Here is a 26,831-nt window from a genome sequence, read left to right as displayed (position 1 = left end):
TCAGCCGGCCGAGGCCCGGGCGCCGGTCAGGCCGTAGGCCTCGGCGATCAGCCCGTAGGAGCGCAGCCGCGCCTCGTGACCGTGGATGTGCGAGGTCACCATCAGCTCCTCCACCCCGGTCCGCTTGCGCAGCGCCTCGAGCCCGTCGGCCACCTCGCCCGGCGAGCCCAGCACGACATTGCCGAGCCACTCGTCGACGAAGTCCGCCTCCGCCGGGCTGTACGGGTAGGACTCGGCCTCCTCCGGGGTGGGGATGGGGCCCGGGTTGCCGCGGCGCAGCCGGAGCATGCCGAGGGCCGCCGAGCGGGCGAGGCGGCGGGCGGTGTCCCGGTCGTCGGCCGCGACCGCGCCCACCCCGATCAGCGCGTACGGCTCGTCGAGCACGGCGGAGGGGCGGAACTCCGAGCGGTAGAGGTCGAGGGCCGGGAGGGTGTTGACGCTGCTGAAGTGGTGCGCGAAGGCGAACGGCAGCCCCAGCCGGCCGGCCAGCTGGGCGCTGAAGCCGGAGGAACCGAGCAGCCAGATCGGCGGCCGCCCCTCGCCCTTCGGGACGGCGGTCAGCCGGGAGTAGGCGTGCTCGGCCGGGAAGCTGCCGTCGAGGAAGTGGGTCAGCTCCGCGAGCTGGCGGGGGAAGTCGTCGGCACCCTCGCCGAGGCCCCGGCGCAGCGCCCGGGCGGTGGCGGCGTCGGTGCCGGGGGCGCGGCCGAGGCCGAGGTCGATCCGACCCGGGTGGAGGGCTTCGAGCAGGCCGAACTGCTCGGCGATCGCCAGCGGGGCGTGGTTGGGCAGCATCACGCCGCCCGAACCGAGCCGCAGGGTGGTGGTGTGGGCGCCGAGGTGGGCCAGCAGGACGGCCGGGGTGGAGCTGGCGACACCGGGCATGCCGTGGTGCTCGGCCACCCAGAAGCGGTGGTAGCCCCACTCCTCGGCGCTGCGGGCCAGGGTGGTGGTCGCGGCGAGTGCCTGCGCCGGTGTGTGGCCGACCCCGACGGTGGCCAGGTCGAGAATCGACAGCGGGGCGGGCGCCGTTCCCCGGGCCGTGCCGCGGACCGCGTCCGGGACGGGCGCCGCGCTCCCGTCCTCCCGCTGCTCCGCCCGCCTGTCCTCGGTCGTCATACCGTCCGTCCTCCTGGCCGTGGTCGTTCCGTCCGCCGGTGCGGTGCACCGGTGCCGGCCACCGGGTCGGCCGGTGCCGGCGCCGGTGCCGACAGTGGTCAACCCCGGCGGCGGTCCCCCTTGTTCCCCGCCCCGGATCCGGCCGGGCCCCCGGCGACCCGTTCGCGAACGCCAGTCCCGTCCGCCGCAGGAGGTCCCCGGGGACCCGGCCCCGGTTGACGCAGAGCCAGCGGACGAACACCCGTGGCGACTTCACGCCAGCGCGGGAAGTCGCCAGCCCGAGGGCTCGCGGGCGGTGTCCGGCGTCCGGCAGGCTTGGTTCCCGGCGGATCACCCAACCGGATCCGCACTCACCAGCAAGATCGTCGGGCTGGACCAGCGCCGACCGATCCCCGCGAGCCCCTGGAGCGGCACCCCGCCCCGGGGGCTCGTGCCATTGCGGAACCGCGCCGCCCCGAACCCTCGTCGCTCAGGACCCTCGTCACCCCGGACCCTCGTCACCCCGGACCGGCCCGGGCGGGTTCGGGCCTGTGAGGCCCGACACCTGTGAGCCGCCGCACAACCGGGGTGCTTCATGGCATGAAAAGTCGAGACGCTAGCGTTGTCCCTTGCAACCACTGCTCCCCCGGGCAGCCTGGCGGGAGGAAGCTCATGGACATCGCGACACTGGCCGGATCCTCGTGGATCTGCGCCCTGGCGCTCTGCGCCGTGCTCGGCGACGCCTTCCTCCCCTTCATCCCGAGCGGGACGCTCGTCATACTCGCCGTGCTCAAGACTGCGCAGATAGACGGCGCGCCCGTACTGCTCGGGCTGGGCGTGGCCACCGCCTCCTTCCTCGGCGATCTGCTGCTGCTCCAGCTGGCCCGGCGCGGCGCGCCCATGGTCAACCGGCGGCTCGAGCACCGGCCGAAACTCGCGGCGAGCGTGACCCGGGTCCAGCAGGCGCTGGACGGGCGCACCACCCGGGCGGCGGCCGTCATGGTCGTGGTCGCCCGGTTCGTTCCCGCCGGGCGGACCGTCCTCGATCTGGCCATCGGCCACTCCCCCGCGCACCCCCATCGCTTCCTGCGCTGGTCGGCGCTGGCGGCGATGATCTGGGCGGCCTACATCGTGACCCTGGGCTGGCTCAACAGCCACTGGTTCGACACCGCCTGGCTGAGCCTCGCGGTCTCCTGCACCGCGGCCACCGCGGTGAGCACCGCCATCGCCCGCATCGTGCGCCGCAACCGCCGGCTCTCGCTGGGCTGACGCCGCGACGGCACGCCCCTCGAATCGGGCGAAGCGTCACAGGACGGCAACAGAAGACATTTCTTCGCATCCCGTACGGGCGTACCGAGCGTGTTCATGTTCGGCGACCCCCCGGGCTCCTTGGTGACCCGTGTGTTCGCATGCAATCCCAACGACGGATAATCACTCAATTGTCCTAATTGACTGATACGGGCGCGGCCACGGCCACCACCCGGTCCGGACGAACCCAGGGGAGACGATGGGCAGCATCTCGCGCAGGACCGTGCTCACAGCCACCGCCGCGACCGCGGCCCTCGGAGCGGTGACGGCCTGCTCCGGGGGCGGCTCGGGTTCGGCCTCCGCCTCCGGCTCCGGTTCGGGCCCCGCCCCGGCCCCCACCACCGGCGGCGCGAGCACCGGAACCGGCGCCACCCCGAGCGGCACCCCGACCAAGGGCAAGCCGATCGGCGACGGCTCGACCTCCGACACCGGCCCCCAGCCGAACCAGCCCAAGCCGGAGAAGCTCAAGCCCGGCGAGCGCCCGCCGCAGTTCGTGGTGTTCTCCTGGGACGGCGCCGGAGCGACCGAGGACGGCCAGTTCCCCCGGTTCCTCAAGCTCGCCGAGGAGCACAAGGCCGCGATGACCTTCTTCCTCTCCGGCATATACACCCTGCCCAAGGGCAGGTCCGAGCTGTACCACCCGCCGCTGCACTCGGTCGGCGCCTCCGACATCCCCTACCTGTCGGACGGCGCGGTCAAGAACACGATCAAGCTCGTCAGCCAGGCCTGGCTGGCCGGCCACGAGATAGGCACCCACTTCAACGGCCACTTCTGCTCGACCCGGCCGGACGGCAACGGCGTCAACAAGTGGTCCCCCGACGACTGGAAGAGCGAGATAGACCAGGCCGTCGGCTTCGTCACCCAGTGGCGGACCAACACCGGCTTCACCGACGTCGACCCGCTGCCCTTCGACTACAAGAAGGAACTGATCGGCGGCCGCACCCCGTGCCTGGAGGGGCAGAAGGCCCTGCTGCCGACGGCCGCCGCCCTCGGCTGGAAGTACGACGCCAGCTCCTCGGGCGGCCAGCAGATCTGGCCCCAGAAGGTGCAGGACGGCAAGGTCTGGGACCTCCCGCTGCAGAGCATCCCGTTCCCCGGGCACACCTTCCAGGTGCTCTCGATGGACTACAACATCCTGGCCAACCAGTCGAAGGTCACCAACGGGGACCCGGCCAAGTTCAACGACTGGCGCACCCAGGCCAGGGACTCCTACCTGGCCGGCTTCGACCGCGCCTACAACGGCAACCGCGCGCCGTTCTTCATCGGCAACCACTTCGAGCAGTGGAACGGCGGCATCTACATGGACGCCGTCGAGGAGACCCTCAAGACGATCGCGGGCAAGCCCGAGGTCCGGCTGGTCTCGTTCAAGCAGCTGGTCGAGTGGCTGGAGGTCCAGGACCAGTCCACCCTGCGCAAGCTGCGCACCCTCAACGTGGGGCAGGCGCCGGCCGGCGGCTGGGAGTCCTTCCTCGGCACGGCCGGCTAGGGGTTGTCTGACAATTCCCGCCGCGCGGACGTCCGGCCGCCGCCTACCCCGTGGCGGCGGCCGTCGCCAGGCCGAGCGCGTACGGGAGCCAGAACTCGCCCGCCCGGGGCTCGCCCCGGGCGCACTCGCCGTCCGACTCGCCCGGGTTCTTGATCCAGAGGAAGGCGTCGACCCCGGGCTGCCCGGTCTCCGTGGTGGGCGGCGTGCCGAGCGCGCGGCCGGGCGGGTTGCACCACGCCTCCGCACTCAGCGGGCCGTTGCCGTTGCGGCTGGTGTCGACGACGAAGTGCTTGCCGTCCAGCAGGGCGGACAGCTGGGCCCCGTACGCGGTGGCGCGGTCGGTGGCGTAGAAGTTGGAGACGTTCAGCGCGAAGCCGTCGGCCGCCGCGACCCCGGACTTGCGCAGGGCCCCGGCCAGGGCCGCCTGGTCCTGCACCCAGCCGGGGTTGCCCGCGTCCAGGTAGACCCGCACCTGCGGACGCTTCTTCAACTCCTGGACGGCGAAGGCCAGCAGGCCGTAGCGCTCGGCGGCGGCATCGCCCTTGACCCCGCAGGCGTCCAGGGTGTGCGCGACCGCGTCGGGCTCCAGCACCACCCAGGCCCGGCGGTCACCGAGCGCCTCCGCGATCCCGGTGACCCAGTCCCGGTACGCGGCCGCGTCGGTGGCTCCGCCGGCCGAGTAGAGACCGCAGTCCCGGTGCGGGATGTCGTACGCGACGAAGACCGGTGTCCGGTCGGCCTCGGCCGCGCGCCGGCTCACCTGCTCGGCGGTGCCCCGGGCGGCCCCGTCGGTCAGCCACTGCGAGGAGGGCCGGGCGGCGATCCGCAGCAGGGTGTCCGCCTCCGTCGTCCGGCCCTGGCCGCGCAGCGCGGTCACCTGCTGGGCGGCGGCGGTCCGGTCGGAGACGTAGAAGGTCTGGCCGGGGAGCTGCGGCGGGGCGCCGGGTGCCGGCCCCCCGGGCGCGACCGGCGCGGGCACCTCGGGTGTCGCGGGCACCGTGGCCGGCGCTCCCGCTCCTGTCGGACTCCCCCCGGCGCCGCAGCCCACGGCCCCCGCCACGAGCCCCAGCAGGACCGCCCCCACGGCCGCCCGGAATCCAGCCCCTCGCCCGACTCGGCGCACGTACCGCCCCTCCCAGCCCCGGTCCGGTGACCAGGTCGTCCGGCCCCAGCTTCGCACACCGGGCACCGCCCGCCGTCCACCGGAAGGTGAACGGCGGGCGGCCGGAGGCGAGGAGACGACCCATCAGCAGCGGGCCGGCCGGAACGCCTCCGCGGGGCCCTACTCAGGCCTGCTTGAGGTCCGGGATCCGCCAGTCGATCGGGTCGACCCCGAAGCCCTCCAGCGCGGTGTTGATCTGCGAGAACGGGCGGCTGCCGAAGAACAGCTTGGCGGACAGCGGCGACGGGTGCGCGCCCTGGACCACCACGTGCTTCCCGGTGTCGATCAGCGGGAGCTTCTTCTTGGCGTAGTTGCCCCAGAGCACGAAGACCACCGGCTCCTCGCGCTCGCTGACCGCCTTGATCACCGCGTCGGTGAACTTCTCCCAACCCTTGGCCTTGTGCGAATTGGCCTCGTGCGCCCGGACCGTGAGCACCGCGTTGAGCAGCAGCACGCCCTGCTCGGCCCAGTGCATCAGGTAGCCGTTGTCCGGCGCCGGAACGCCGAGGTCGGCGTCCAGCTCCTTGAAGATGTTGCGCAGCGAGGGCGGCGTCCTGGTGCCGGGCAGCACCGAGAAGCTCATCCCGTGGGCCTGGCCGTCGTCGTGGTACGGGTCCTGGCCGAGCACGAGCACCCGGACCTTCTCGTACGGCGTGGCCTCCAGTGCGGAGAACTCCTGCCCGCTCGGCGGGAAGACCTGGTGCTCCGCGCGCTGGGCCGCCACGAAGGCCGCCAGCTCGGCGAAGTACGGCTTCTCCGTCTCGGCGCCCAGCACCTCCCGCCAGGACTCCGGCAGCTCCAGACCGGCTCCCGATTCCGCCCCGCCCACGTTCGCCTCGACCGTGTCCGTCACGACGACATCTACCTCCCACCGGACGGCCGCTCACCGCGGCACCGCCCCGACCTGCGGGCATATCGCGCCCCTCGCGCCGTACGCCCTCTTTCACCCCGAACGCTACACAGGCCCACCGACAACCGGGTCCCCGACCGCTTCGCCGGAGGGCTTCCGGGCCCTTTCCGCGGCACCTTCCGCGGCCGGTTCCGCGCCCGGTTCAGCGCCCCGTTCGCCGACCGCCTCCGCCGCCGCGGCCCGGGCCACCAGGACGTGCTCGACCACGTTCAGCGTCACCAGCACCACCGCGAGCGCCACCAGCGCGGCGAGCGCGGGCCAGCGCACCATGGCCGGGGCGAGCGCCAGCACCACGGCCGCCGCCACGACCCGGGTGGTCGCCACCGAGCGGAACATCATCCACCGGGTGTAGCCGAAGGTCAGCAGGTAGAGCCCGCAGCCCCCGTACAGCAGGCCCACCGACCCCGCCCCGAGCGCCCGGCGGGGATCCGCGACCGTCTCGCCGATGCCCACCGCCACCGCGATCACCGCGGCCGCCAGCGCCAGGTGCCCGTACTGGAAGACCCGGCGGACCATGTCCCGGCGCGAGTCGGCGACGGTGACGGCGTGCCGCATGGCGTCGGCCGCGAACACGAAGTACTGCCACCAGAGCCCGGCCGAGATGGTGAACGCGGCCGTGACCGCGACGAGTTCGGCCGCGTCCAGCCGCACCGCCGCCGCGCTCGCGCCGATCCCGACGATCGACTCGCCGAGCGCGACCAGCAGGAACAGGGCGAACCGCTCCGGCATGTGCGAGGGGTGGTAGGCGACCTTCGCCAGCTTGTTGCGGAACACCACCGGCCCGGCCAGGTCGCAGAGCGCCGCCAGCCCCCAGAGCAGGACCCGCGGCCCCTCCGGCAGCAGCCCGCCCGCCACCAGCAGCGGCCCGCTGACCAGCACCCCGACCCCGTACGGCCCGCGCCAGACCCCCGGGATCCGGGCCAGCAGGAGCAGCAGCACCACCCGGGCCGCCCAGTACCCGGCACCGAGCAACACGCCCCGGTTCCCGTACGCGCCGGGCACCGCGAGCGCCATGACCAGGCCGGTGAACCCGACCGCCAGGATGCCCAGCCGGTCGCGCGGGGTGTCCACGTCGCGGATGTTGGCCTGCACGGTGGTGCCGACCCAGCACCAGTAGACCGGGACGAACACCACCAGCGCCTGCACGATCCCGAGCGGGTCGTGGTGGTGGTGCAGCAGTCCGGAGACCTGGGTGATCGCGAAGACGAAGATCAGGTCGAAGTACAGCTCGGCCCAGGTGACCCGCTTCTCCGGCAGTTCCCCGGCCCGCTGTTCGTCCGCCCGTTCCCCCTCCGGCCGTTCCCCCTCCGCCCGGCTCTCCTCCGGCTCCTTCGCGCCCGGCCGTCTCCCCTCCGACCGCTCCCCCGTCCGGACCGCCGATTCCTCGGCCCCCGCCGGAAGCTCCCCCGTGGTGCTCATCCGCCCCTCCTCGGTGCACACAGCGAACGGGCCCGCCCAGGACATCGACCGATGCGGGGCCCGCGACAGCAGTGCAGAGGCTAGACCAGCCCGCGCCGGCCCACCGCCCCGGTCCACCGGTCGTCGGGCCCTAGGGGCAGCGGCCCGGGACGACTAGGCTGATCGTCGTTGGGGCAGCCATTGGCGCCCGGCCGGCCGCTGGTGTCCGGTCCGGTGCGATTTTCGAACCATCGCAAGACCTAGGAGACACCACCGTGGCAGACCGCAAGCCCATCGACACCTGGCTGACCGACATGGACGGGGTCCTCATCCACGAGGGCGTGCCGATCCCCGGCGCCGATGCCTTCATCAAGCGGCTGCGTGAGTCCGGCAAGCCGTTCCTGGTGCTCACCAACAACTCCATCTACACCCAGCGCGACCTGCACGCCCGGCTCTCCCGGATGGGCCTGGACGTCCCCGCCGAGCACATCTGGACCTCCGCGCTGGCCACCGCGAAGTTCCTCTCCGACCAGCGCCCGAACGGCACCGCGTACGTGATCGGCGAGGCCGGACTGACCACCGCGCTGCACGACGTCGGCTACGTGCTCACCGACACCGACCCCGACTTCGTCGTCCTCGGCGAGACCCGGACGTACTCCTTCGAGGCCATGACCAAGGCCGTCCGCCTGATCAACGACGGCGCCCGGTTCATCGCCACCAACCCGGACGAGACCGGCCCGTCGGCCGAGGGCGCGCTCCCCGCCACCGGCTCGGTCGCCGCCCTCATCACCAAGGCCACCGGTGTGGAGCCCTACTTCGTCGGGAAGCCCAACCCGCTGATGATGCGCGCCGGCCTGAACGCCATCGGCGCCCACTCCGAGCGGAGCGCGATGATCGGCGACCGGATGGACACCGACATCGTCTCGGGCATGGAGGCCGGCATGTCGACCTTCCTGGTGCTCACCGGCCTCACCCTGGCCAGTGAGGTGGAGCGCTTCCCGTACCGGCCGACCCAGGTGGTCGACTCGATCGCGGACCTGGTCGACCTGATCTGACGGCCGGTCAACGGCCTTCGCCACCAGGGAACCCCGAGGGCCCTCCCGCGCCGAGCGCGGGAGGGCCCTCGCCGCGGCGGCGGCCGGCCGGACCGGGCCGGCCGCCCCTCAAGGGCTCCTTAAGCCGCCCCTAACCGCACCGATGCCCCCTCGACGGCGTGGCCGGCCCGGTTAACGTGAGCGCCACGCCGGGTCCCCCGCACCGGCCCCGGCGGCCACCACCGTCGGTCTCCACAAGGGTCTGCCGCCGCCGCGCCCCCCACCGCGGCGGCGGCAACACCCCCGCCCGTCGGCCCACCGTTCGCCCGTCGGTCTCCCGCGCCGGACCGGACGCTCCGGGTCCGGCGCCGAAACCGGGGCCGACCGGGCACACCGTGGTTGAGTAGGGCGCATGACCACCTCCGCGCGCCCCGCCGCCCCCGGAGCTCCCGGCTCCCGCCCGCCCTTCCGCGTCGGTCTGATCGGCTACGGCCTGGCCGGCTCCGCCTTCCACGCGCCCCTGATCGCCACCACCCCCGGACTCCGGCTCGCCGCGGTGGTCACCGCCAACCCCGACCGCCGCGCCCAGCTCCGGCAGGAGCACCCGGACGCCCACGCCGTCGACACCCCCGAGCAGTTGCTCGCCGACCCCGACGCGCTCGACCTGGTCGTCATCGCCTCCCCCAACCGCACCCACGCCCCGCTCGCCCGCGCCGCGCTGCGGGCCGGGCTCGCCACCGTCGTCGACAAGCCGCTCGCCGCCACGGCCGCCGAGGCGCGCGAGCTCTGCGAACTCGCCGGATCGACCGGCACCCTGCTCACCGTCTTCCAGAACCGCCGCTGGGACGGCGACTTCCTCACCGCCGCCCGCCTCGTCCGCGAGGGCGCGCTCGGCCGGGTGCACCGCTTCGAGTCCCGCTTCGAGCGGTTCCGGCCCAAGCCCAAGCCCGGCTGGCGCGAACTCGCCGACCCGGCCGAGGTCGGCGGCACCCTCTACGACCTCGGCAGCCACCTCGTCGACCAGGCGCTCACCCTCTTCGGGCCGGTCGACACGGTGTACGCGGAGATCGACGTGCGGCGCGACGGCGCGGTGGTCGACGACGACGCCTTCCTCGCCCTCACCCACGCCAACGGCACCCGCTCCCACCTGTGGACCAGCGCGATCACCCCGCTCGTCGGCCCCCGACTGCGGGTCCTCGGCGACGCCGCCGGATACGTCAAGCCCGGCATGGACCCCCAGGAGGCGGCCCTCCGGACCGGCCTGCGCCCGGACGGCACCCTGCCCTGGGGCGCCGACGACCCCGCCCAGTACGGCACCCTCGGCACCGACGGGTCCACCACCCCGCTGCCCACCGACCCCGGCGACTACCCCGCCTTCTACGCGGGCGTCGCCGCCGCCCTGGACGACCCCGGCACCCCGCCCCCGGTCGACCCGCGCGACGCCGTCGCCACCCTGACCGTCCTGGAGGCCGCCCGCGCCTCGGCCGCCACCGGGACCACCGTGCGGCTCGAAAACGTTCCCGCCTGAGCCCGCTCGGCCGCCCGCGCCCCCGCATCGGGTGCGGGCAGCCGGTCGCGGCCGGCCGATGGGGCGGGCCGACGGGGCGGCTCAGATCCCGATGACCTCGACCGCCGAGCCCAGCCCCTTGAAGTCCGAGATGTTGCGCGTGTACAGCGGCAGCCCGTGCGCGGAGGCGATCGCGGCGATCATCAGATCGATCCGCCGCGGGCGCGGCTGCCGGCCGGCCGCGATCGTCAGCGTCACCAGGGTCCCGTAGCGGGCGGCGGCGGCCCCGTCGAAGGGCAGCGGCTCGAAGTCCGCCATCGCCGCACCCAGCACCTCCAGCCGGGCCGCCCGGCTCACCGGGTCACGGGCCATCGACACGCCCTGCTGCAGCTCCGCGAAGGTGATCGCGGTCAGCTCCGGCACCGCCGGCAGGTCCGCCGGACTCAGCAGTGCCAGGTCGATGTAGACACACGTGTCCAGCACCCCGGCGGGCCGCCGCCGGGGCGCCCGCCGCCGCTCAGCCACGCGGCCGCTCGAACGGGTCGCCGTCCTCGTCCCCGACCAGTTCCTCCGGCCCGAAGTACTCCTCGGACTCCTTGCGCATCTGCTGGTAGTCCACCCGCGGCAGCTTCACGTGCCGCGCCACCAGTTCCTCGGCCGTGAGCCGCCGGCGCCCCGCCACCGGCCGCAGCTCCGCGACCTCGACCCCGTTCCTGGTGATGTGGAAGATCTCCCCCGCCTCCACCGCGTCCATCACCGCGGCGGAGTTGTTCCGGAACTCCCGCTGGGTAATCGTCTTCATGCTCTCCAAGGTAGCCCCGCGTAGCACCCGCGGCTACACCTCGCGCACGGATCCGCCGGAAAACCGCCGGCCCGGACCGGCCACCGCGTTACCGTACGGAGACGACCAATCACGCCGGGGGGCAACGACCATGGCCGACAGCACCGAGGCGCGGCGGAATCCGTGGCTGTACGGCCAGGACGGCCCGCCACCCGGCCCGCTCCGGCCGGCCGCCGGACCGGGCCCCTGGGCCGCCGGCCCCTCCGCCGGCGCCCCCGTCCACGTCGAACCCGCCGCGCTCCACCGGGCCGCCGAGGTCTCCCGGCGCCTCCAGGGCGAACTGCGGCAGGCCGTCGGCCACGCCGCACCGGACACCGGCGCTGCCGCCCAGGCCCTCGGCGCGCACGGCTTCGGCTCGGGTGCGGCGCTCGGCCAGGTCCTCACCTGGTGGACGGCCCGCTGGAACAGCCTCGACACCCGGCTCGGCCTGACCGCCGACCGCCTGGAGGCCACCGGCGCCGCCTACCGGTCGACGGAGACCTCCGCCGCCATCGCGTTCAAGGCCCCGTGAGCCGGCCGTGGTGACCTTCGCGCAGCTGCGGGACGCCTCCTTCGACACCCTGTCCAAGGCCGGGGACACCTGGAACGGGATCGCCGGGCACTCCGAACAGCTCGCCGGCCAGGTGCGGTCCGGCGTCCTGCAACCGCTCACCGGGGCCGCCCCGGGCCCCCTGGCGGCCGCAGGTGCCCGGGCCTGGAGCGGCGTCGCCGCCGACGAGGCCACCCGGGAGATCGGCCTGGTCGCCGACGAGCTGACCGCCTTCCACTACGAGGCCCTCGCCGTCACCGCCGCCCTGCGCCGCGCCGGGTCCGCGTTCACCCGGGCCCAGCAGGACCTGCGGCGCGCCGTCGGCGACGCCGAGGCCCTCGGCGCCACCGTGACCGCCGACGGCACCGTCACCCTGCCCCCGCTGCCGCCCGAGGACCGCAACGACCCGGACGCGATCGCGTACCGGCGGCGCAGGTGGGACGAGGTGCAGCAGCACGTCGAGACGATGCGGAGGGCGGTCGCGGCCGCCACCGAGGCCGACACGGCGGCCGCGACCGCCCTCCGCGCCCTCGACCCCGCCGAGGTCGACCCGGCCACCCGCCCGGGGGCGGTGGCGGAGGCGAGCGGCGACCTCGTCCGGGCCGCGGGGATGCCGAGCGGCCCGAAGGCCCTGCGGCTCTGGTGGGGCGCACTGGACCCGAGCGTCCGCGCGGGACTCCTGGCGGCGGACGGGGAGAGACTGGTCGCGGCAGGTGTCCTGGGCCCGGTCGAGTACGAGTGGCACGCCCCGGACGACGGCGCCGGGCCCTTCGCCCAGCGTCCCCCGGGCCCGGGGGACTACGCGAAAGGGATCATGGCAGAGCACCTGCTGGTGGGTGGCGGGACGTTCGCCGGGTTCACCGATGCCGCGCGTCACATGCAGCACTATTTGGAGGCGACCGGCGAGCCGCTGAACGTCGATGTGGACCGGTTCCTCCGCGACGACGGGACGTTGCGCGGCCTGGTCGCGGAGCAGATCAGCAAGCACCAGGAGGAGTGGCGGCAGACAGCACTCGATGCCTACGCCCAGTCGGGCGGGGCGCCGGTGGCAGTACCCGTCGAGGCCGTCCGACACCGCACCAGCGACCCGGCCTCCCAGAGGAACTGGTACCTGGCCATCGGCAGCCACGCCTTCGCCACCTCCGGCGTGGTGACCGTTCGCCCCGGAGCCGACGGAAAACCACGGGTGTCGATGCAGTACCAGGTCAGCGTCTGGGACCGCTACAACTGGGATCCCGGCAAGAGCACACCCATCGCCGGTACCAACATCAAGGACAGTGACTTGGCCGACCTCCATCAGACCGGTCTGGCGAAGGAATTCGACCTGACCGGCCGGAGCACGCCCGTGACCGTACTCCTTCCCGACCCGGCACCCGGCCCGCAGAACGTCGGCGAGCACGGTTCCGGATGGGAGGGCGGTCGTGTCGATCCTGGGAGGGAGACCCGGTGAGTTCCACTACGCGTCCGGCACCGGTGGCACCTCGCTCTCGGCGGAAGCTGCTGGTCGCTGTACTCGCGGCGGTCCTCCTGCTCCTCGCCGCCGGGGTGGGCGGGCTCTACTGGGTGGACTACGACCTCCGTCATCCGAAACCGGACAGCGGACGACCGGGAGCCTGGATGACCATGGACGCCGCAGAGGTGTCCCTCTTCACCCGGGTGGCGATTCCGACGGGAGCCGACGATGTCCGGTGGGGCTACCGCGAGGGGTTCCAGGACGACTTCGCCGTGCTTGCGTTCCGGCTGTCCCAGGCCGGGCTGGAGGAGTTCCGGCGCCCCCTGCCCGTCACCGAGTGGGCCGAGCGCACGTACATCGAGAGCGTCGACCTCGACGGCTTCCAGCACATCGGTGCCCCCGACCCGTCGAACGCCTCCCCGCTGACCTGCGGGGGCTTCTTGTCACCGGGCCAAGCCAAGAACGTCGCCACCCGGATCTGCGTCGCGTCACGGCCGGACGGGACGGGTCAGGTATGGGTCAGCGCCTTCCACACCCCCTGAACTGCTCTCCGCTCGCCCCCGCCGTCTGGCATCATCGTCCACAAGTACTCGTCCGGAGCGCAGAGGAGGCAGGAACGTGACGCTGGTCGCGATGCTGCTCGGGCTGCTCCGGGTACTGAGTGGCGAGTGGCTCGCCGAGGGCGGCGGGTCGCTGGCGCAGGTGGCGGCCGCGGCTGCCGTGGTGCTGGTGACCGGGGCGGTCGCGGGGGCGCTGGTCGTCGCGCGGCTGCTCGGGGCGCGGGCGCCGGCGAGTGTACGGGCCGGGGTGCTGCGCAGGCGCGCGTTCCGGACGGCCTTCCTCCCGCAGCGTGATCCGGACGCCCGGGGCCGACAGCGCCCGAGGGCCCCTGGAGCGGTCCCGGCGGCCGCGTAGCACCGGGGAATCCTTCTTCACCACCGGCCCGTCGCGGCCGTCCTCCGTCGATCACTCGTACCCCGAGACCCCCGGAGGGCTCGCTCCACCATGTCCGTTTTCGCAGTCCTCGACCCGGCCGTCGGCCTGGCCCACGATGTCGTCGCCGCGTTCGCGCAGGTCGTCCCGACCGCGCTCGCGATCGTTCTGTTCACCGTCTGCGTCCGGCTGGCGCTGCACCCGCTGGCGCGGGCGGCGGCCCGCGGCGAGAAGGCCCGGGCCCGGCTGGCGCCGCGGATCGCCGAGTTGAACCGCAAGCACAAGGGCCGCCCGGAGAAGCTCCAGGCGTCGCTCGCCGAGCTGTACCGGGAGGAGAAGGCCTCGCCGTTCGCGGGCTGCCTGCCGATGCTGGTGCAGATCCCGTTCTTCTCGGTGATGTACCGGCTGTTCACGACCCCGAACGACCTGCTCGGCCACACCCTGTTCGGTGCCCCGCTGGGTCTGCACGTGGGGTCGGCGCACGGTGCGGGCGAGTGGGCGGTGTTCGCGGTGCTGTACGCGGGGCTGGCGGCGCTGGGCTACGTCAACTTCCGCCGGGCCCGCCGGGCCCAGGCCAAGCAGGCGGCCCAGGCGCCGCAGGGGTCGGCTGCACCGGCGCAGCCGGGGCTGGCGTTCCTGCCGTACCTGTCCTTCGGCACCGTGCTGTTCGCCGCCCTCGTCCCGCTGGCGGCCGCGGTCTACCTGCTGACCACCAGCACCTGGACGGCGGCCGAGCGGGCCTGGCTGCACCGGGACGGCGCGCCGGAGTCCGCGATTCCGGCACTGGCCTGACCCGGTCGCCCCGAGCCGGTTGCCCCGGGCCGCCGGGCCGGAGCCGCCGGCCCGAGGCCGGGTCCGCCGGTCCGCCCGGCCTGCTCTAGCCTGTGTGATCGTTTCGGCCCGTCGGCCGGAACGATCACGCAGATGGACCAGGTGAGGGGAAGGGTGGCGTCATGGCGGTCGCTGCGCCGGCGTTGGCGGAGTTGCGGGAGGTCTGTCAGCCGCGGGCGAAGCTGGCGAGCCGCAACGGGGAGCACTGGGCGGGCCGGATCTACATGCGCGCCGTGTCGTTGCGGGTCACCCGGCAGCTGGTGCGGACCTCGGTCGCGCCGAACACCCTGACCTGGCTGATGGTGGTCTGCGGGGTCGCAGCAGGGGCGGCGCTGCTGGTTCCCGGACCGGTGGGCGCGGTGCTCGCGGCCCTGCTGATGCAGGGCTTCCTGCTGTTCGACTGCGTCGACGGCGAGGTGGCCCGCTGGAAGCGGCAGTTCAGCACGGCCGGGGTGTACGTGGACCGGCTCGGCGCCTATCTGGCGGACGCGGCGCTGATGGTCGGCGCGGGTGTCCGGGCGGCCCGGGACGGGTCGGAGCTGTGGGTGTCGGTGGGCCTGGCGGCGGCGCTCGGCGTGGTGCTGCTGAAGGCGTCGACCGATCTGGTGGACGTGGCGCGGGCGCGCAGCGGACTCGCTCCGGCGGACGAGGAGTCGACGCAGCCGCGGTCGCAGGGCATCGCGACCGCGCGCCGGCTGGCGTCGGTGTTCAAGATCCACCGGGTGACCAACGGCATCGAAGCCTCGCTGGTGCTGCTGGCGGCGGCGGTGGCGGACGTGGCGGCCGGCGGCATCGGCCCGACCCGGGCGGTGGTGGCCGGTATCGCGGTGATCACCTGGGGGATGGTGGTGGCGCACCTGGCGTCGATCCTCTCCTCCTCCCGGCTGCGGTAGGGCCCTCCCGGCGGGGTGGTCGGCGCACTCCCCGGGGGTGGGGCGGTGCCCTCGGGAGGGCGACGCGGTGCCGGTGCGCCGGTTGCGAAGGTGGCTCCAGGGGCCCGGAGGTCGGGCCCGGGAAGGGAGCACCGTGAACATCGTCCGGAACGCCCGCGGGACCGGCGGGGGCCGCCGGGTCGGGTCGAGGCGGGTAGCCGCCGCGCTGGCGGGGGCGGTTCTCGCCGCGCTCGCACCGGTCGCCGCGATGCCAGCCGCCTCGGCGGTACCGGCCGCGTCGGCGGTACCGGCCGCGGCCGGCCCGGGCGCGGAGCTGCGGGCGCTCGTCGAGCGCGGCGGCTCGACGGCCGCGCTCGGCGAGCTGCGCGAGAACGGCCGCCGGGTCTGGCGCGAGGCCGCGGGCGTCACCGACCTGGAGTCGAAGCGCCCGGCGCGCGCCGACGGCCGGTTCCGGATCGGCAGCGTGACGAAGACCTTCGTGTCGACGGTCGTCCTCCAGCTCGTCGACGAGGGACGGCTGCGGCTGGACGACCCGGTCGAGCGCCACCTGCCGGGCGTCGTCCCCGACGGAGGCGCGATCAGCGTCCGCCAACTGCTGAACCACACCAGCGGCCTGTACGACTACCTGGACGACCCCCGCTACTTCTTCCACGACGACGCGTCGCTGCGGACCTTCCTCGCCGAGGGCCGCTGGGCGGACCACCCGCCGGCCGAGCTGATCGGGGTGGGCGTGCGCGGCACGCCGTACTTCCCGCCGGGGCAGGGCTGGCACTACTCGAACACCAATTACGTCCTGCTCGGCGAGGTGGTCCGCGAGGTCACCGGGCGCAGCTGGCAGAGCGAGGTGGAACGGCGGATCGTCCGGCCGCTGCACCTGGACGACACCGTCTTCCCCCGCTCCTCCCCGGACGTCCCGGGGCCGCACGCGCACGGGTACGCCCGGCTGCCGGAGGGGCCGGCGGACATCACGCTGATCAACCCGACCGTCGGCGGCGCGGCCGGCAACGGCATCTCCACCGCCGCCGACCTCGGCCGCTTCCACGCCGCCCTGTTCGGCGGCAGGCTGCTGTCGGCGGCGCGGCTGGAGGAGATGACGACGGCCGTCCCGGCGCCGATGATCGGCGCGCACTACGGGCTGGGCCTGATCCGCTACGACCTGCCGTGCGGCGCGGTCTGGGGACACACCGGCGGGGTCCCCGGGTACAGCACCGTGCTGCTCGGACCGGCCGACGGCACCCGGCAGTTCGCGCTCTCCTTCAACGCCCTGGCGGGCGCCGAGACCGATGCGACCGACGCCGCGGTGCACGCCTTCGTCGAGCGCGCGGCGTGCGGCCCGAAGGCGTCGGTACCGAGCGCCTCGACGGTGAACCCGGCGCTGCGGGAACTTCGTTGAAACGCACCGGGGCGGCCGGCTGTCAACCCCGCCGATGGCGATCGCCCGACCCCCGACCCCCGCCGTTCGACCGGGGCGCCCGCTACCCCCGTCGGACGGACGGGGACGACCGAGGCCGGTCCGCAGGATGACGCGGCCCGGCCGGGGCAACTGCGAGCCTGGAGCCGGAGGGCCCGAGGTCCGGGCCGGAGGGATTGATGATGACGTTCGGTCAGAACGCTTACCCGACAAGCAAGTTGAGTGGACGCGGTCGAATCGGCCGGAAGTTGGCCGCCGTCGCCCTGGCGGCCGCCGCCGTCGGTGCGCTCGCCCCGGCCGCGGTGGCGGCACCCGCCCCGGCCGGGGCCGATGCCCGCCGGGGCGGGGTGGACGCGCGGGCCGAACTGCGGGCGTTCGTCGCGGACGGCGCCTCGACGGCCGCGTTCGCCGAGGTCCGGGAGAACGGCCGACGGGTCTGGCGCGACGCCGTGGGCACGTCCGACCTGGCCACCGGGCAGCCGGTCAGGGCGGCCGGACGGTTCCGGATCGGCAGCGTCACCAAGGCGTTCGTGTCGACGGTCGTGCTGCAGCTGGTCGGGGAGGGCCGGCTGCGGCTGGACGACCCGGTCGAGAAGCACCTGCCGGGCCTCGTCCCCAACGGCGGCGCGATCAGCGTCCGCCAGCTGCTCAACCACTCCAGCGGCCTGTACGACTACCTGGAGGACCCGCAGTTCTTCTTCCAGGACGAGGCGAGCCTGCGCGACTACGCCCTCGGGAACCGCCGCTGGCAGGACTACCGGCCCGAGCAACTGGTCGCGATCGGCGTCGCGCACGCGCCGTACTTCGCCCCCGGCCAGGGCTGGAAGTACTCGAACACCAACTACATCCTGGCCGGCCTGCTGATCGACAAGCTCACGGGCCACAGCTGGCAGAGCGAGGTGGAACGGCGGATCGTCCGGCCGCTGCACCTGGACGACACCGTGTTCCCCGGCTCGGAGACCGGGCTGCGCGGCCCGCACGTCCGCGCCTACGCCAAGCTGGCGGAGGGGCCGGCGGACATCACCAGGCTCAACACGACCGTCGGCGGCGCGGCCGGCAACGGCATCTCCACCACCGCCGACCTCGACCGCTTCCACGCCGCCCTGTTCGGCGGCAAGCTGCTGCGGCCCGCCGAACAGGCCGCGCTCACCACCACGGTGCCGACCGGCTCGGGCCACAGCTTCTACGGGCTCGGCGTGGCCCAGGCCGACTTCGGCTGCGGCCCGCTGTGGGGCCACGACGGGGGCCTGCCGGGCTGGGGGACGCTGCTGTTCGGCACGGCGGACGGGAAGCGGCAGGTCGCGCTGTCGTACAACCCCTACGAGGGCACCGACCAGTCCGGGCTGGACGCGGCGGTCGTCGGACTCGCGGTGAAGACGCTGTGCGGCCCGACGGCACCGGCGGGCGCGGCCGCCGCGGCGGCGGAGGCGCTGTCGGCCCTGCGGGGCGCCACCCGCTGAGACCCGGCCGTCGGGCGGTCCGGCGAGCGAAAAGCAGTTGCCCCGCCGGGCCGGACGGCGGTCGGATGGTGCCCCATGAACAGCGACACCGTGGACCTGCACCCCGGCCAGCACCCCATCGACGAGGACCTCGTCCGGCGCCTGGTCGCCGGCCGGTTCCCGCACTGGGCCGGGCTGCCGGTCACCCGTTTCCCCTCCGGCGGCACCGTCAACGCCATGTACCGGCTGGGCGAGGCGATGGTGGTCCGGCTGCCGCTGGTGGACTGGGGGGCGCCCGACCTGGTGATGGAGCAGGAGTGGCTGCCGAGGCTGGCACCGCTCCTGCCCGTCGCCGTCCCCGAGGTGCTCGGCGCGGGCGGGCCCGCCGAGGGGTACCCGTGGCCGTGGTCGGTCTACCGCTGGCAGGAGGGCACCCACCCCCGGCCGGGCGCGCTGCGCGATCCGGTCCGGCTGGCCGAGGACCTCGCCGGGTTCGTCACGGCGATGCGGGCACTCACCCTGCCGGACGCCCCGCCCGCCTACCGGGGCGGGCCGATCGACCTGCTCGACGAGGAGACCCGGGCCGCGATCGAGGAACTGCGGGCCCTCCCGGAGGAGGGCGTCGACTGCCCGGCCGTGACCGCCCTCTGGGAGGACGCGCTGGCGGCACCGGCCTGGGACGGGCGGACGGTGTGGCTGCACTCCGACCTGATGCCGGGCAACCTGCTGGTGGACGACGCCGGGCGGCTGAGCGCGGTGATCGACTTCGGCTGCGCGGGCACGGGCGATCCCTCCTGCGACCTGATGCCGGCCTGGAACCTGCTGCCGGCCGGGGCACGGGCGGTCTACCGCGCCGCGCTCGACGTGGACGACGCCACCTGGCGGCGCGGCCGGGGGCGGGCGCTGGCACTGGCACTGAACGCCCTGCCGTACTACCGGGAGACCAACCCGTCGATGGCGGAGAACGCCCGGCATGTGATCCGCGAGGTGGTCGCGGAGGCGTGAACGGCCGTCATCCCCGGACCAGGGTCCACTGCTCCTGGTTCAGGCCGGACCAGAGGGTGTGCTCACTGCCTTTCACTGCCTCGGTCGAGAATGTCAGGGCGCATCTCCCGGGCTGATCGGACATCGGAAGGAACGTGAGCACGACCGCAGGGGCGGCGTACTTCGGGGCTCTCGACGTGCCTAAGGACGCCAACAGCACGAGGTGAACGGGCCGGCCTGCGCTCCGGGGAGGACTCCGCTCCCGCCGATCGGCAGATGGACGGGGGCGGTGCGCCCTGGGGACGATGAGGTGCGCCCGACCTGGCCGACCGGGCAGCCGGCCAGGCCGGGCGCGCGGGCTCGCGAACACCCGACCGGCTACTCGGGTATGCGCCGGTCGCCCTCACGGTGGCGGTCGTGGAGAAGGTCCGACCGGACCCGGCAGACTGCGCCGACGACGGCCGCGGCGATGACGAGGATCAGCAGTCCGATCATGGTCACGCGGCGTGGTCGAGCTCGAACCAGACCAGCTTGCCGCGCTTCTGGATCTCGGAGCCCCAACGGTGGGTGAGGCCCTGGACGAGCTGGAGGCCCCGGCCGGATTCGGCGAAGCCGGCGAGCGTGCGGCACTCGGGGAGGTCGGAGGAGTCGTCGCCGACGGACACCCGGAGCGTCCGGCCGAGGATGAGGACGAGCACGACGGGCGCGGCCGTACCGCCGTGGCGCCAGGCGTTGACGATCAGTTCGGCGAGGGCGAGTTCGGCATCGGCGATGACCTCGGAGTGGAACCCCGTGCGGACCATGGCGGACCGGAGGGCCTCGCGGGCGACGGTGAGGGAGGGGGTGTTGCGGTTACACATGGGGACTCCCAGCGGTGCAGGTGGAGGCGCACCGGACGGAGGCATGAGGGTGCCAACTGCCGTGTTCCGGGAAGCTGATGACACTCCATCCGGTGAGCGGTGCATCACAGACTGTAGGGCAATGGCTAGCAAATTTGCCAGCCGATCAAAGAAGATGTGCCTACATTGAGGTTGGACTGGCACAGTCAGACAGGTGGATGCTTGGCGCATGCCACCTACCCCAACTGCCCGTCGCAAGCGGGTCGGCATCGAGCTTCGCAAGATGCGCGAGGCTGCCGGCCGCACAGCAGGAGACGCCTCCGCAGTTCTCGGCGTGGATCGAAGCAAGGTCACGCTGATCGAACAAGGCAACTACCCGATCAGCGCCGAGCGAGTCATCACCCTCGCCGACGAGTACGAGGAAGGTGACGCCGAGTACGTCGATGCGGTCGCCGCGATGGCCTCCGACAGGTCGAAGGGCTGGTGGGAGGAACGCAGAGGGCTGGTACCTGCCGGAATACTGGAAATCTCCGAGTTGGAGCACTACGCACACGGCCTCGTGACCTACCAGATCTGCCATGTCCCCGGACTGATGCAGACCGAGGACACCGCAAGGGAGATATTCCGTGAGGTCTATCCACCACTGCGCCCGCTGAGTGTGGAAGCACGGGTGGAGAATCGCGTTCGTCGGTCCAAGATCCTGTCCCACAGCGATCGGACTTACGAGGCGATCGTGCACGAGAGCGCGCTACGGATGGAGTTCGGCGGCACAGGTGTCGCCCGCGCCCAGCTCAAACACATGCTGACCCTCACCGAGCAGCCCAACATCACCTTGCGGGTTCTGGAGTTCCGGTCAGGAGGCTTCAAGGGTGCCGGCCACGCCGTCATGTATGCGCGTGGCCCCGTGCCTCGCCTCGATACGGTCCAGCTGGACTCCGTAGGATCGCCAATGTTTCTGACCGAGGTGACCCAGCTCGAGAACTACCGGCACATCATCGGCGCCATGCGAGACCGCGCACTCGGCCCGACCGAGTCCCGTGATTTCATCTCCGGCATCCTGAAGGACAAGTGAGGAACCCATGGAAGAACTCCTGTGGCAGCGGCCGAGCCTCTGCGGTGACGGCAACAACTGCCCCGAGGTGGCCATCACCGCCGACGGCGTCCACCTCCGGAGCAGCCTCCGCCCCACCGAGGTGACCCGGCTGACCCCCGCCGAGTGGCGCGACCTCGTCGCCGGGATCCGCAACGGCGAGTTCGACGCCTGACCCGCTCCTTCCGGGCCGGCGCCCCGCCCCGGGGCGCCGGCCGTCCCGACGTCCGTGGAACCCCATCCACTCTGCGGACACTGGATCTGCGTCGTGTGATTTCATCTCCGACATCCTGAAGGAGCAGTGAGGGACCCGTGGAAGAACTCCTGTGGCAGCGGCCGAGCCTCTGCGGTGACGGCAACAACTGCCCCGAGGTGGCCATCACCGCCGACACCGTCCACCTCCGCAGCAGCCTCCGCCCCACCGAGGTGACCCGGCTGACCCTCCCCGAGTGGCGCGACCTCCTCACCGCGATCCACGACGGCGAGTTCGACGCCTGACCCTCCCCCAAGTACCGGTCTCCTCAATTTCCCCGAAATTCCCTGGAACCCCCTCCGCCCTGCGGACACCAGATCTGCGTGGAGTCCTCCTTGTCCAGTAAGCAGACGCAGGCCGGCGAGCGCCAAGTGTTCGCCGAGCTCTACGATCAGCACGCTCGCACGGTCTTCGCGCACGCGTACAGATCCACCGGGGACCGCGACCTCGCGGACGACGTCGTCTCGCTGACCTTCCTCGAAGCCTGGCGGCTCCGCCGGAAGCTCCGCGACGAGGTCCTGCACCCCCGGGCCTGGCTGCTGGCCATCGCCACCAACGTGCTCCGCAACACCGCCCGCACCGCGCGCCGGCACCGGGACGCGATGTCCCGCCTCCCCCGCCGCGACCCGATCCCCGACTTCGCCGACGAGGTGGTCGGCCGGATCACCGACGCGAACACGGCTGCGGCCGCCGTCCGCGCGCTGGACCAACTGGGCGGTCCCGAGCGCGAGGTCTTCACGCTCGTCGTCTGGTCGGGCCTCGGTTACGCGGAGGCTGCCCGGGCGCTGGGCATACCCGTCGGCACCGTCCGCTCCCGGCTCTCCCGGGTCCGGGACAAGCTCCGCCGGATCGTCGACGCCGAGGATCCCCCCGCTCCACGGGTCCCCTCCGCCCCGTCGGCGCCCGCCGGTCTCGCCATCAGTCATCAGTCCGTGGGCCACCACCAGGAAAGGCGGCCATGACCAACCCACGCACCGACCACACCGAGTGGGACGAGCACTGCGAACGCCGTGAACTGGCCCGGCTGCTCCCCCCGCCGCCCCACTTGGAACCCTCGCTCTCCCAACTGGCCGACCGGCGCGACTTCCTGCTCACCGAGTTCGCCCGGCCGCGCCCGTTCTCCGGCCTCACCGCCCGGTGGCGGGGCCTGGTCCTGGTCACCGCCGTCGCCACCGCCGCGGCCATCACGGCGATGACCCTCGCCCCCGGTTCCTCCTCCGAGGATCCGGCGCCGCCCGCCACCGCCGCCTCCGTGGAGTTGCTCGACCGGATCGCCAGGGTCGCCTACACCCAGCCGCAGCCCTCGGCCCAGGACAGCCAGTACACCTACATCAGGACCGTCGGCCACACCACCGCGCTGGCGGAGTCCGCCGACGGCTCGATGCAGCGCAGCACCACCACGACCAACACCGAGCGGTGGACGGCGGTGAACGGCGCCCGCCCGGGCCTCCAGCGGCGGGACGGCGGTGAGCAGCAGCTTCCCGCGCCGGACCCGGTCTCCCTGAACGCGCCCAGCTACCGGATGCTGGCCGGCCTGCCGAGCGAGCCCGAGGCACTGTCCAAACTCATCTACGCCGACGCCGGGTACAACCACGGCGCCGGATCCGCTTCGACCACCGGTTCCGACCAGGAGGCCTTCGTCACCATCGGCGACCTGCTGTGCAACGCGGTCGCGCCGCCCGCCGTCTCCGCCGCGCTGTACCGGGCGGCGAGCCGGATCCCGGGGGTGACGACCGTCGACGACGCGGTCGACGCGGTCGGCCGCCACGGGGTGGCCGTCGCCCGGGTACACGACGGCACCCGGTTCGAGTGGATCTTCGACCAGCGGACGATGCGGCTGCTGGGCAAGCGCGCGGTGCTCGTGAAGGACGGTCCGTGGGGCCGGGCCGGGGACGAGGTGAACTCCGTCGCGCTGGTCGCGCAGGGCATCGTGGGCGCTCCTGGAGAGGGGGTCGCGGTCGCGACCGCAGAATCAAGCCAATGACCGAATTCGGTCAGCCATTGTCCGGTCCTCGTCGGAACTATTGTGCGAACGCCGGATCCGGCGTTGGGTCGTGGCAGCACTGTCCTGCCACGACTCACCAAGGGAGAAGCTGACCGTGCGTTCCTTCCGCACGCTCGCCGTCGTCACCGCTGCCGCCGGCGCGCTCGCGCTCGCGGCCCCGGCGGCCATGGCGACGCCCGCGCCGTCCGCTCCGACGGCCCCGTCCGCCGACGCCCCGCAGTCCGCCGGCCCGGCGAAGGCAACGCCGTCCACGCCGGTGATCGCCACCTACCGCGGCAAGAAGATCGACCTGGCCAAGGGCTGGGCGGGCGCCAGCGTCTGCACCGAGGTGAAGGGCGGTGCGGTGTACTGCCACGACAGTGTCGCCGAGGCCGACCAGGCGCTCACCACCCTGGACCCGGCGGCGGCCCGGTCCGTCCAGACGGCCAAGGCCGCCGGTGCCGCGGCCCCCGCCGCCGGCGGCCAGGTGGCGCAGTCCACCGCGGACTGCCCGTCCGGCTGGGCCTGCCTCTGGGAGGACATCAACTTCTCCGGTCTGCTGCTGCGCTGGTCGGAGCCCGGCACCAAGTACCTCTCCGACTGGTCCTTCCGCGACCGGGCGAGCTCCGCCTGCGTGTTCCGCAACGGCGGGGACCTGACGCTCTACGACGACCGCACCCTGCAGCCGGACCCGTCGGTCTACCTGTGGAACGGCAACTGCTACAACCTCACCGGTCTCAGCTACCCCTACGGCGGCAGCTGGAACGACAAGGCCGACTACATCGTGCTCTGAGGCACCCGGTGCACCGAAGTGCTCCCGGCGTGCTCCCGGCGTGCCGAGGTACGCCGAAGGCCGGCCCCCCGTGACGGGGTGCCGGCCTTTCGCGTGCCGCGTATCGGTCAGACCGCCAGCTCCGCCACGTCCTCCTTGGCCGTCCCGGGCACCTCGGGCACCTCGGCGGTGGCGCCCGGCTTCCGGTTCCGCAGCACCAGCGCCGCCACCAGGGCCGCCGCCAGGACACCCGCCGCGCTCACCATGAGCGTGGTCGACATCGCCGAGGTGAACGCCTCCCGGGCGGCGTGCACCGCGGCGGGGTCGCCCTCGGCCTCGGCCAGCGCGCCGACGATCGACTGCTTGGCCTGCTCGGAGGAGCCGGCCGGCATCCTGTCGGCGTAACCGCTGGCCAGCAGGGACCCGAGGATCGCGATGCCGAGCGCGGTGCCCGCCTGCTGGATGGTGTCGTTCAGCGCCGAGCCGACACCGGCCTTCTCGGCCGGGATCTCGCTCATCAGCGCGCCGACCGCGGCCGGCATCGCGAGACCGGCACCCAGGCCGAGCAGGGCCAGGGCCACCGCCGGAACGGTGAAGCCGGTGTCCGCGTCGACCGTGCTGAGCAGGACGAACGAGCCGGCCATCAGGCCCATGCCGACCAGGACCAGCGGCCGGTGACCGGTCTTCGCGCTCAGCCCGGCGCCGGCGCCGTTGCCGATCAGCGCGGCGACCGCCATCGGCACGAAGGCCGTGCCCGCCTTGACCGGCGAGTAGTCCAGCACGAACTGCAGGTACTGGGTGAGGACCAGCAGCAGGCCGCCGTTGCCGATCTGGACCAGGGTCAGCGAGAGCGAACCGCCGCTGAAGTTGCGCTTCTTGAAGAGTGCCAGCGGGACCATCGGCTCCGCGACCTTGTTCTCCCAGACCACGAAGCCGCCGAGGGCGCCGACCGCGACCAGCAGGGAGACCAGCGAGGCACCGCCGAACGCGCCGTGCTTCGGGATCTCGATGATCCACCAGATCAGCGCCGTCATGCCGACCGCCGAGAGCACCGCGCCCAGCGGGTCCGGCTTCTGCCAGGGCCCCTTGGACTCGGGCATCAGGAGCAGCGCGGCCGTGATCGCCACGACCACCACCGGCACGTTGATGAAGAAGATCGAGTGCCAGGAGAAGTGGTCGATCAGCACGCCGCCCAGCACCGGGCTGCCGACCAGGCCGAGCATCGAGACCGAGCCCCAGGCCGCCATGGCCTTGCCCCGCTCGTCCTCGTCGAAGACGGTGATGAGGATCGACAGCGTCGAGGGCATGATCAGCGCGCCGCCCACGCCCATCGCCACCCGGCTGGCGATGACCTCACCGGGGTTGGTGCAGAGCGTCGCCGCCAGCGAGGCCGCGCCGAAGAGCAGCAGGCCGACGATCATCACCTTGCGGCGGCCGAACCGGTCACCGAGGCTTCCCGAGGTCAGCAGCAGGCCGGCGAAGACCAGGATGTAGGAGTCGAGGATCCACTGCGTGTCCTGCGCGGTGGCCTTGAGGTCCTCGGTCATCGACGGCACCGCCACGGTGAGCGCCATGCTGTCGACCACCAGGACGAGCGTGCTGAGGCACAGCACGAGCAGGATCCACCAGCGCCGTGGGTTACGGCCTTCCATGTCTTTTCCCCTCCGAAGTACGCCCGATGCGTACGATGTACCGTCGATGCGAACACTGTACGCACGCTGGAACAGTGTGCGCAACCCTGATTCCTGTACGCTTGATGCGAACGGTGTACGCAGGGATTTCCGTGACCGAATCCGTGACTGAATCCGTGACCGATTCCGAGGAGGACCAGCCGGTGGCCGCCAAGGCGACGAACCCGATCCCGTCCGTGTGGGCCCGGCGGCAGCGGGAGCCCGAACAGCCCGTGCTCAGCCGGGAGGCGATCGTCCGCGAAGCGATCGCGATGCTCGACGCCGACGGGGTCGAGGCGCTCTCCATGCGCAAGCTCGGGGCCCGGCTCAACGCCGGCGCCACCTCGCTCTACCGGCACGTGGCGACCAAGGACGAGCTGATCGAGCTCGCGGTGGACGAGGTCTTCGGCGAGATCCCCGTCCCCGACCCCGGCACCGCCGACTGGCGCGCCGACGTCATCACGACCTGCGGGGCCTTCCGCGCCACCACCCTGCGCCACTGCTGGCTGGGCTCCGTCATCGGCCAGGCCGGCCTGGTCTACCTGGGCCCCAACCTGGCGCGGGTGTCCGAGCGGATGGCCGCGCTGTTCTCGGCCGCCGGCTTCCCGGAGCCCTCCCGGGCGATCGACACCGTGCTCTCCTTCGTCCTGGGGATGAGCACCACGGAGGCCGCCTTCCTCACCACCGTGGCCCGGAGCGGCCGGACCGAGTCCGAGTTCGTCGCCGGCCTGATGCCCACCGCCCAGGAGGCGGTGGCCGGGCACGAGTTCCTCGCCGACGCCTTCGCCCAGGCCGCGGCCGGCGCCGTCGAGAACCCCGCCCTCGTGCGCGACCAGAAGTTCGACTACGGCCTGGAGGTCATCCTCGACGGCCTGGCGCTGCGCCTGCCGCGCTGATCCCCCGTCGGGCAGCGGACGGGCGGGCCTCCGGTCCACGGGCCCGGACTCCCCGTCCCGCCGCCCTCCGTCCCGCCGGAGCCCGCGGCCGCCCCCCGTCCGGGCGGCCGCGG

29 protein-coding genes are annotated in these 26,831 nt (G+C 73.2%); 20 read left to right on the top strand and 9 right to left on the bottom strand.

Annotated elements, in window-relative coordinates:
• On the bottom strand, positions 1–1,116 hold the full coding sequence (locus BLU95_RS25115) for an LLM class flavin-dependent oxidoreductase (protein ID WP_093861985.1): 1,116 nt from the start codon (positions 1,114–1,116) through the stop codon (positions 1–3).
• Between the two features lie 651 nt (positions 1,117–1,767).
• On the opposite strand from BLU95_RS25115, the gene BLU95_RS25110 reads away from it, so the two are divergent.
• Both BLU95_RS25110 and BLU95_RS25105 read left to right on the top strand, forming a co-directional pair.
• Positions 1,768–2,364: a DedA family protein gene (locus BLU95_RS25110; RefSeq protein WP_093861984.1), complete on the top strand. Its 597-nt coding sequence runs from the start codon at positions 1,768–1,770 to the stop codon at positions 2,362–2,364.
• Between the two features lie 238 nt (positions 2,365–2,602).
• The gene (locus BLU95_RS25105) at positions 2,603–3,889 is read left to right on the top strand and encodes a polysaccharide deacetylase family protein (protein ID WP_093861983.1); all 1,287 of its coding nucleotides are present in this window, start codon (positions 2,603–2,605) and stop codon (positions 3,887–3,889) included.
• Positions 3,890–3,932: 43 nt separating this feature from the next.
• Here the strand turns inward: BLU95_RS25105 and BLU95_RS25100 are convergent, their stop codons facing one another.
• The 3 genes from BLU95_RS25100 to BLU95_RS25090 form a co-directional block, all read right to left on the bottom strand.
• Positions 3,933–4,886 carry a glycoside hydrolase family 6 protein gene (locus BLU95_RS25100; protein ID WP_231977770.1) on the bottom strand — a complete coding sequence of 318 codons (954 nt, stop codon included), beginning with the start codon at positions 4,884–4,886 and terminating at the stop codon, positions 3,933–3,935.
• 289 nt (positions 4,887–5,175) lie between these two features.
• Entirely contained in the window at positions 5,176–5,904 is a 729-nt protein-coding gene (locus BLU95_RS25095; protein WP_231977769.1) for a uracil-DNA glycosylase, read from the bottom strand.
• A 102-nt stretch (positions 5,905–6,006) separates the two neighbouring features.
• The gene (locus tag BLU95_RS25090; protein WP_093861981.1) at positions 6,007–7,380 is read right to left on the bottom strand and encodes a low temperature requirement protein A; all 1,374 of its coding nucleotides are present in this window, start codon (positions 7,378–7,380) and stop codon (positions 6,007–6,009) included.
• Positions 7,381–7,634: 254 nt separating this feature from the next.
• Between BLU95_RS25090 and BLU95_RS25085 the strand changes: the two genes are divergently transcribed.
• Positions 7,635–8,414 (top strand): HAD-IIA family hydrolase, encoded by a 780-nt coding sequence (locus tag BLU95_RS25085; protein ID WP_030394186.1) that lies wholly within the window; start codon positions 7,635–7,637, stop codon positions 8,412–8,414.
• A 391-nt stretch (positions 8,415–8,805) separates the two neighbouring features.
• Complete coding sequence (locus BLU95_RS25080) at positions 8,806–9,921, top strand: Gfo/Idh/MocA family oxidoreductase (RefSeq protein ID WP_093861980.1); 1,116 nt, start codon at positions 8,806–8,808, stop codon at positions 9,919–9,921.
• Positions 9,922–10,002: 81 nt separating this feature from the next.
• On the opposite strand, the gene BLU95_RS25075 is transcribed toward BLU95_RS25080, so the two are convergent.
• The gene (locus BLU95_RS25075) at positions 10,003–10,425 is read right to left on the bottom strand and encodes a type II toxin-antitoxin system VapC family toxin (protein ID WP_037779991.1); all 423 of its coding nucleotides are present in this window, start codon (positions 10,423–10,425) and stop codon (positions 10,003–10,005) included.
• Positions 10,418–10,702 carry a type II toxin-antitoxin system Phd/YefM family antitoxin gene (locus BLU95_RS25070; protein ID WP_030394189.1) on the bottom strand — a complete coding sequence of 95 codons (285 nt, stop codon included), beginning with the start codon at positions 10,700–10,702 and terminating at the stop codon, positions 10,418–10,420. Before BLU95_RS25070 ends, BLU95_RS25075 begins: the two co-directional genes overlap by 8 nt.
• Positions 10,703–10,832: 130 nt before the next feature.
• Here BLU95_RS25070 and BLU95_RS25065 point away from each other — a divergent pair, with 130 nt between their 5' ends.
• From BLU95_RS25065 to BLU95_RS25025, 9 genes are all read left to right on the top strand, one after another.
• Entirely contained in the window at positions 10,833–11,252 is a 420-nt protein-coding gene (locus BLU95_RS25065; RefSeq protein ID WP_093861979.1) for a hypothetical protein, read from the top strand.
• A gap of 7 nt (positions 11,253–11,259) precedes the next feature.
• Positions 11,260–12,720 (top strand): hypothetical protein, encoded by a 1,461-nt coding sequence (locus tag BLU95_RS25060; RefSeq protein WP_093861978.1) that lies wholly within the window; start codon positions 11,260–11,262, stop codon positions 12,718–12,720.
• 23 nt (positions 12,721–12,743) lie between these two features.
• The gene (locus BLU95_RS25055; RefSeq protein ID WP_159424989.1) at positions 12,744–13,265 is read left to right on the top strand and encodes a hypothetical protein; all 522 of its coding nucleotides are present in this window, start codon (positions 12,744–12,746) and stop codon (positions 13,263–13,265) included.
• Between the two features lie 76 nt (positions 13,266–13,341).
• Entirely contained in the window at positions 13,342–13,638 is a 297-nt protein-coding gene (locus tag BLU95_RS25050; protein ID WP_231977768.1) for a DUF6412 domain-containing protein, read from the top strand.
• Positions 13,639–13,728: 90 nt separating this feature from the next.
• Complete coding sequence (locus BLU95_RS25045) at positions 13,729–14,448, top strand: YidC/Oxa1 family membrane protein insertase (protein ID WP_093861976.1); 720 nt, start codon at positions 13,729–13,731, stop codon at positions 14,446–14,448.
• Positions 14,449–14,609: 161 nt separating this feature from the next.
• Positions 14,610–15,380, top strand: coding sequence for a CDP-alcohol phosphatidyltransferase family protein (locus tag BLU95_RS25040; RefSeq protein ID WP_093861975.1), 771 nt, complete (start codon positions 14,610–14,612; stop codon positions 15,378–15,380).
• A 133-nt stretch (positions 15,381–15,513) separates the two neighbouring features.
• Positions 15,514–16,773 carry a serine hydrolase domain-containing protein gene (locus tag BLU95_RS25035; protein ID WP_093861974.1) on the top strand — a complete coding sequence of 420 codons (1,260 nt, stop codon included), beginning with the start codon at positions 15,514–15,516 and terminating at the stop codon, positions 16,771–16,773.
• 266 nt (positions 16,774–17,039) lie between these two features.
• The gene (locus BLU95_RS25030) at positions 17,040–18,251 is read left to right on the top strand and encodes a serine hydrolase domain-containing protein (RefSeq protein WP_159424988.1); all 1,212 of its coding nucleotides are present in this window, start codon (positions 17,040–17,042) and stop codon (positions 18,249–18,251) included.
• A gap of 75 nt (positions 18,252–18,326) precedes the next feature.
• Positions 18,327–19,235: an aminoglycoside phosphotransferase family protein gene (locus BLU95_RS25025; protein ID WP_093861972.1), complete on the top strand. Its 909-nt coding sequence runs from the start codon at positions 18,327–18,329 to the stop codon at positions 19,233–19,235.
• A gap of 357 nt (positions 19,236–19,592) precedes the next feature.
• Here the strand turns inward: BLU95_RS25025 and BLU95_RS45220 are convergent, their stop codons facing one another.
• Positions 19,593–19,715 carry a hypothetical protein gene (locus BLU95_RS45220; protein WP_286158583.1) on the bottom strand — a complete coding sequence of 41 codons (123 nt, stop codon included), beginning with the start codon at positions 19,713–19,715 and terminating at the stop codon, positions 19,593–19,595.
• Complete coding sequence (locus BLU95_RS44335; RefSeq protein ID WP_159424987.1) at positions 19,712–20,074, bottom strand: ATP-binding protein; 363 nt, start codon at positions 20,072–20,074, stop codon at positions 19,712–19,714. The genes BLU95_RS45220 and BLU95_RS44335 overlap by 4 nt, the downstream gene beginning before the upstream one ends.
• A 208-nt stretch (positions 20,075–20,282) precedes the next feature.
• On the opposite strand from BLU95_RS44335, the gene BLU95_RS25010 reads away from it, so the two are divergent.
• From BLU95_RS25010 to BLU95_RS24985, 6 genes are all read left to right on the top strand, one after another.
• Positions 20,283–21,125 (top strand): helix-turn-helix domain-containing protein, encoded by an 843-nt coding sequence (locus tag BLU95_RS25010; RefSeq protein ID WP_093861969.1) that lies wholly within the window; start codon positions 20,283–20,285, stop codon positions 21,123–21,125.
• Positions 21,126–21,132: 7 nt separating this feature from the next.
• Positions 21,133–21,318 carry a DUF397 domain-containing protein gene (locus BLU95_RS25005; protein ID WP_093861968.1) on the top strand — a complete coding sequence of 62 codons (186 nt, stop codon included), beginning with the start codon at positions 21,133–21,135 and terminating at the stop codon, positions 21,316–21,318.
• Positions 21,319–21,455: 137 nt separating this feature from the next.
• Positions 21,456–21,641 (top strand): DUF397 domain-containing protein, encoded by a 186-nt coding sequence (locus BLU95_RS25000; RefSeq protein ID WP_093861967.1) that lies wholly within the window; start codon positions 21,456–21,458, stop codon positions 21,639–21,641.
• 90 nt (positions 21,642–21,731) lie between these two features.
• Entirely contained in the window at positions 21,732–22,358 is a 627-nt protein-coding gene (locus BLU95_RS24995) for an RNA polymerase sigma factor (protein WP_231977767.1), read from the top strand.
• Positions 22,355–23,380: a CU044_5270 family protein gene (locus BLU95_RS24990; RefSeq protein WP_093861965.1), complete on the top strand. Its 1,026-nt coding sequence runs from the start codon at positions 22,355–22,357 to the stop codon at positions 23,378–23,380. Before BLU95_RS24995 ends, BLU95_RS24990 begins: the two co-directional genes overlap by 4 nt.
• A 115-nt stretch (positions 23,381–23,495) precedes the next feature.
• Positions 23,496–24,173: a peptidase inhibitor family I36 protein gene (locus tag BLU95_RS24985; RefSeq protein WP_093861964.1), complete on the top strand. Its 678-nt coding sequence runs from the start codon at positions 23,496–23,498 to the stop codon at positions 24,171–24,173.
• Between the two features lie 107 nt (positions 24,174–24,280).
• Here BLU95_RS24985 and BLU95_RS24980 read toward each other — a convergent pair whose 3' ends face one another.
• Entirely contained in the window at positions 24,281–25,804 is a 1,524-nt protein-coding gene (locus BLU95_RS24980) for an MFS transporter (RefSeq protein WP_093861963.1), read from the bottom strand.
• 155 nt (positions 25,805–25,959) lie between these two features.
• Here BLU95_RS24980 and BLU95_RS24975 point away from each other — a divergent pair, with 155 nt between their 5' ends.
• Complete coding sequence (locus BLU95_RS24975) at positions 25,960–26,718, top strand: TetR/AcrR family transcriptional regulator (protein ID WP_400752910.1); 759 nt, start codon at positions 25,960–25,962, stop codon at positions 26,716–26,718.
• Positions 26,719–26,831: the final 113 nt, after the last annotated feature.

Source organism: Streptomyces sp. TLI_053 (assembly GCF_900105395.1).
Lineage (GTDB): Bacteria > Actinomycetota > Actinomycetes > Streptomycetales > Streptomycetaceae > Kitasatospora.
This window is presented reverse-complemented; position numbering and strand designations above follow the sequence as displayed.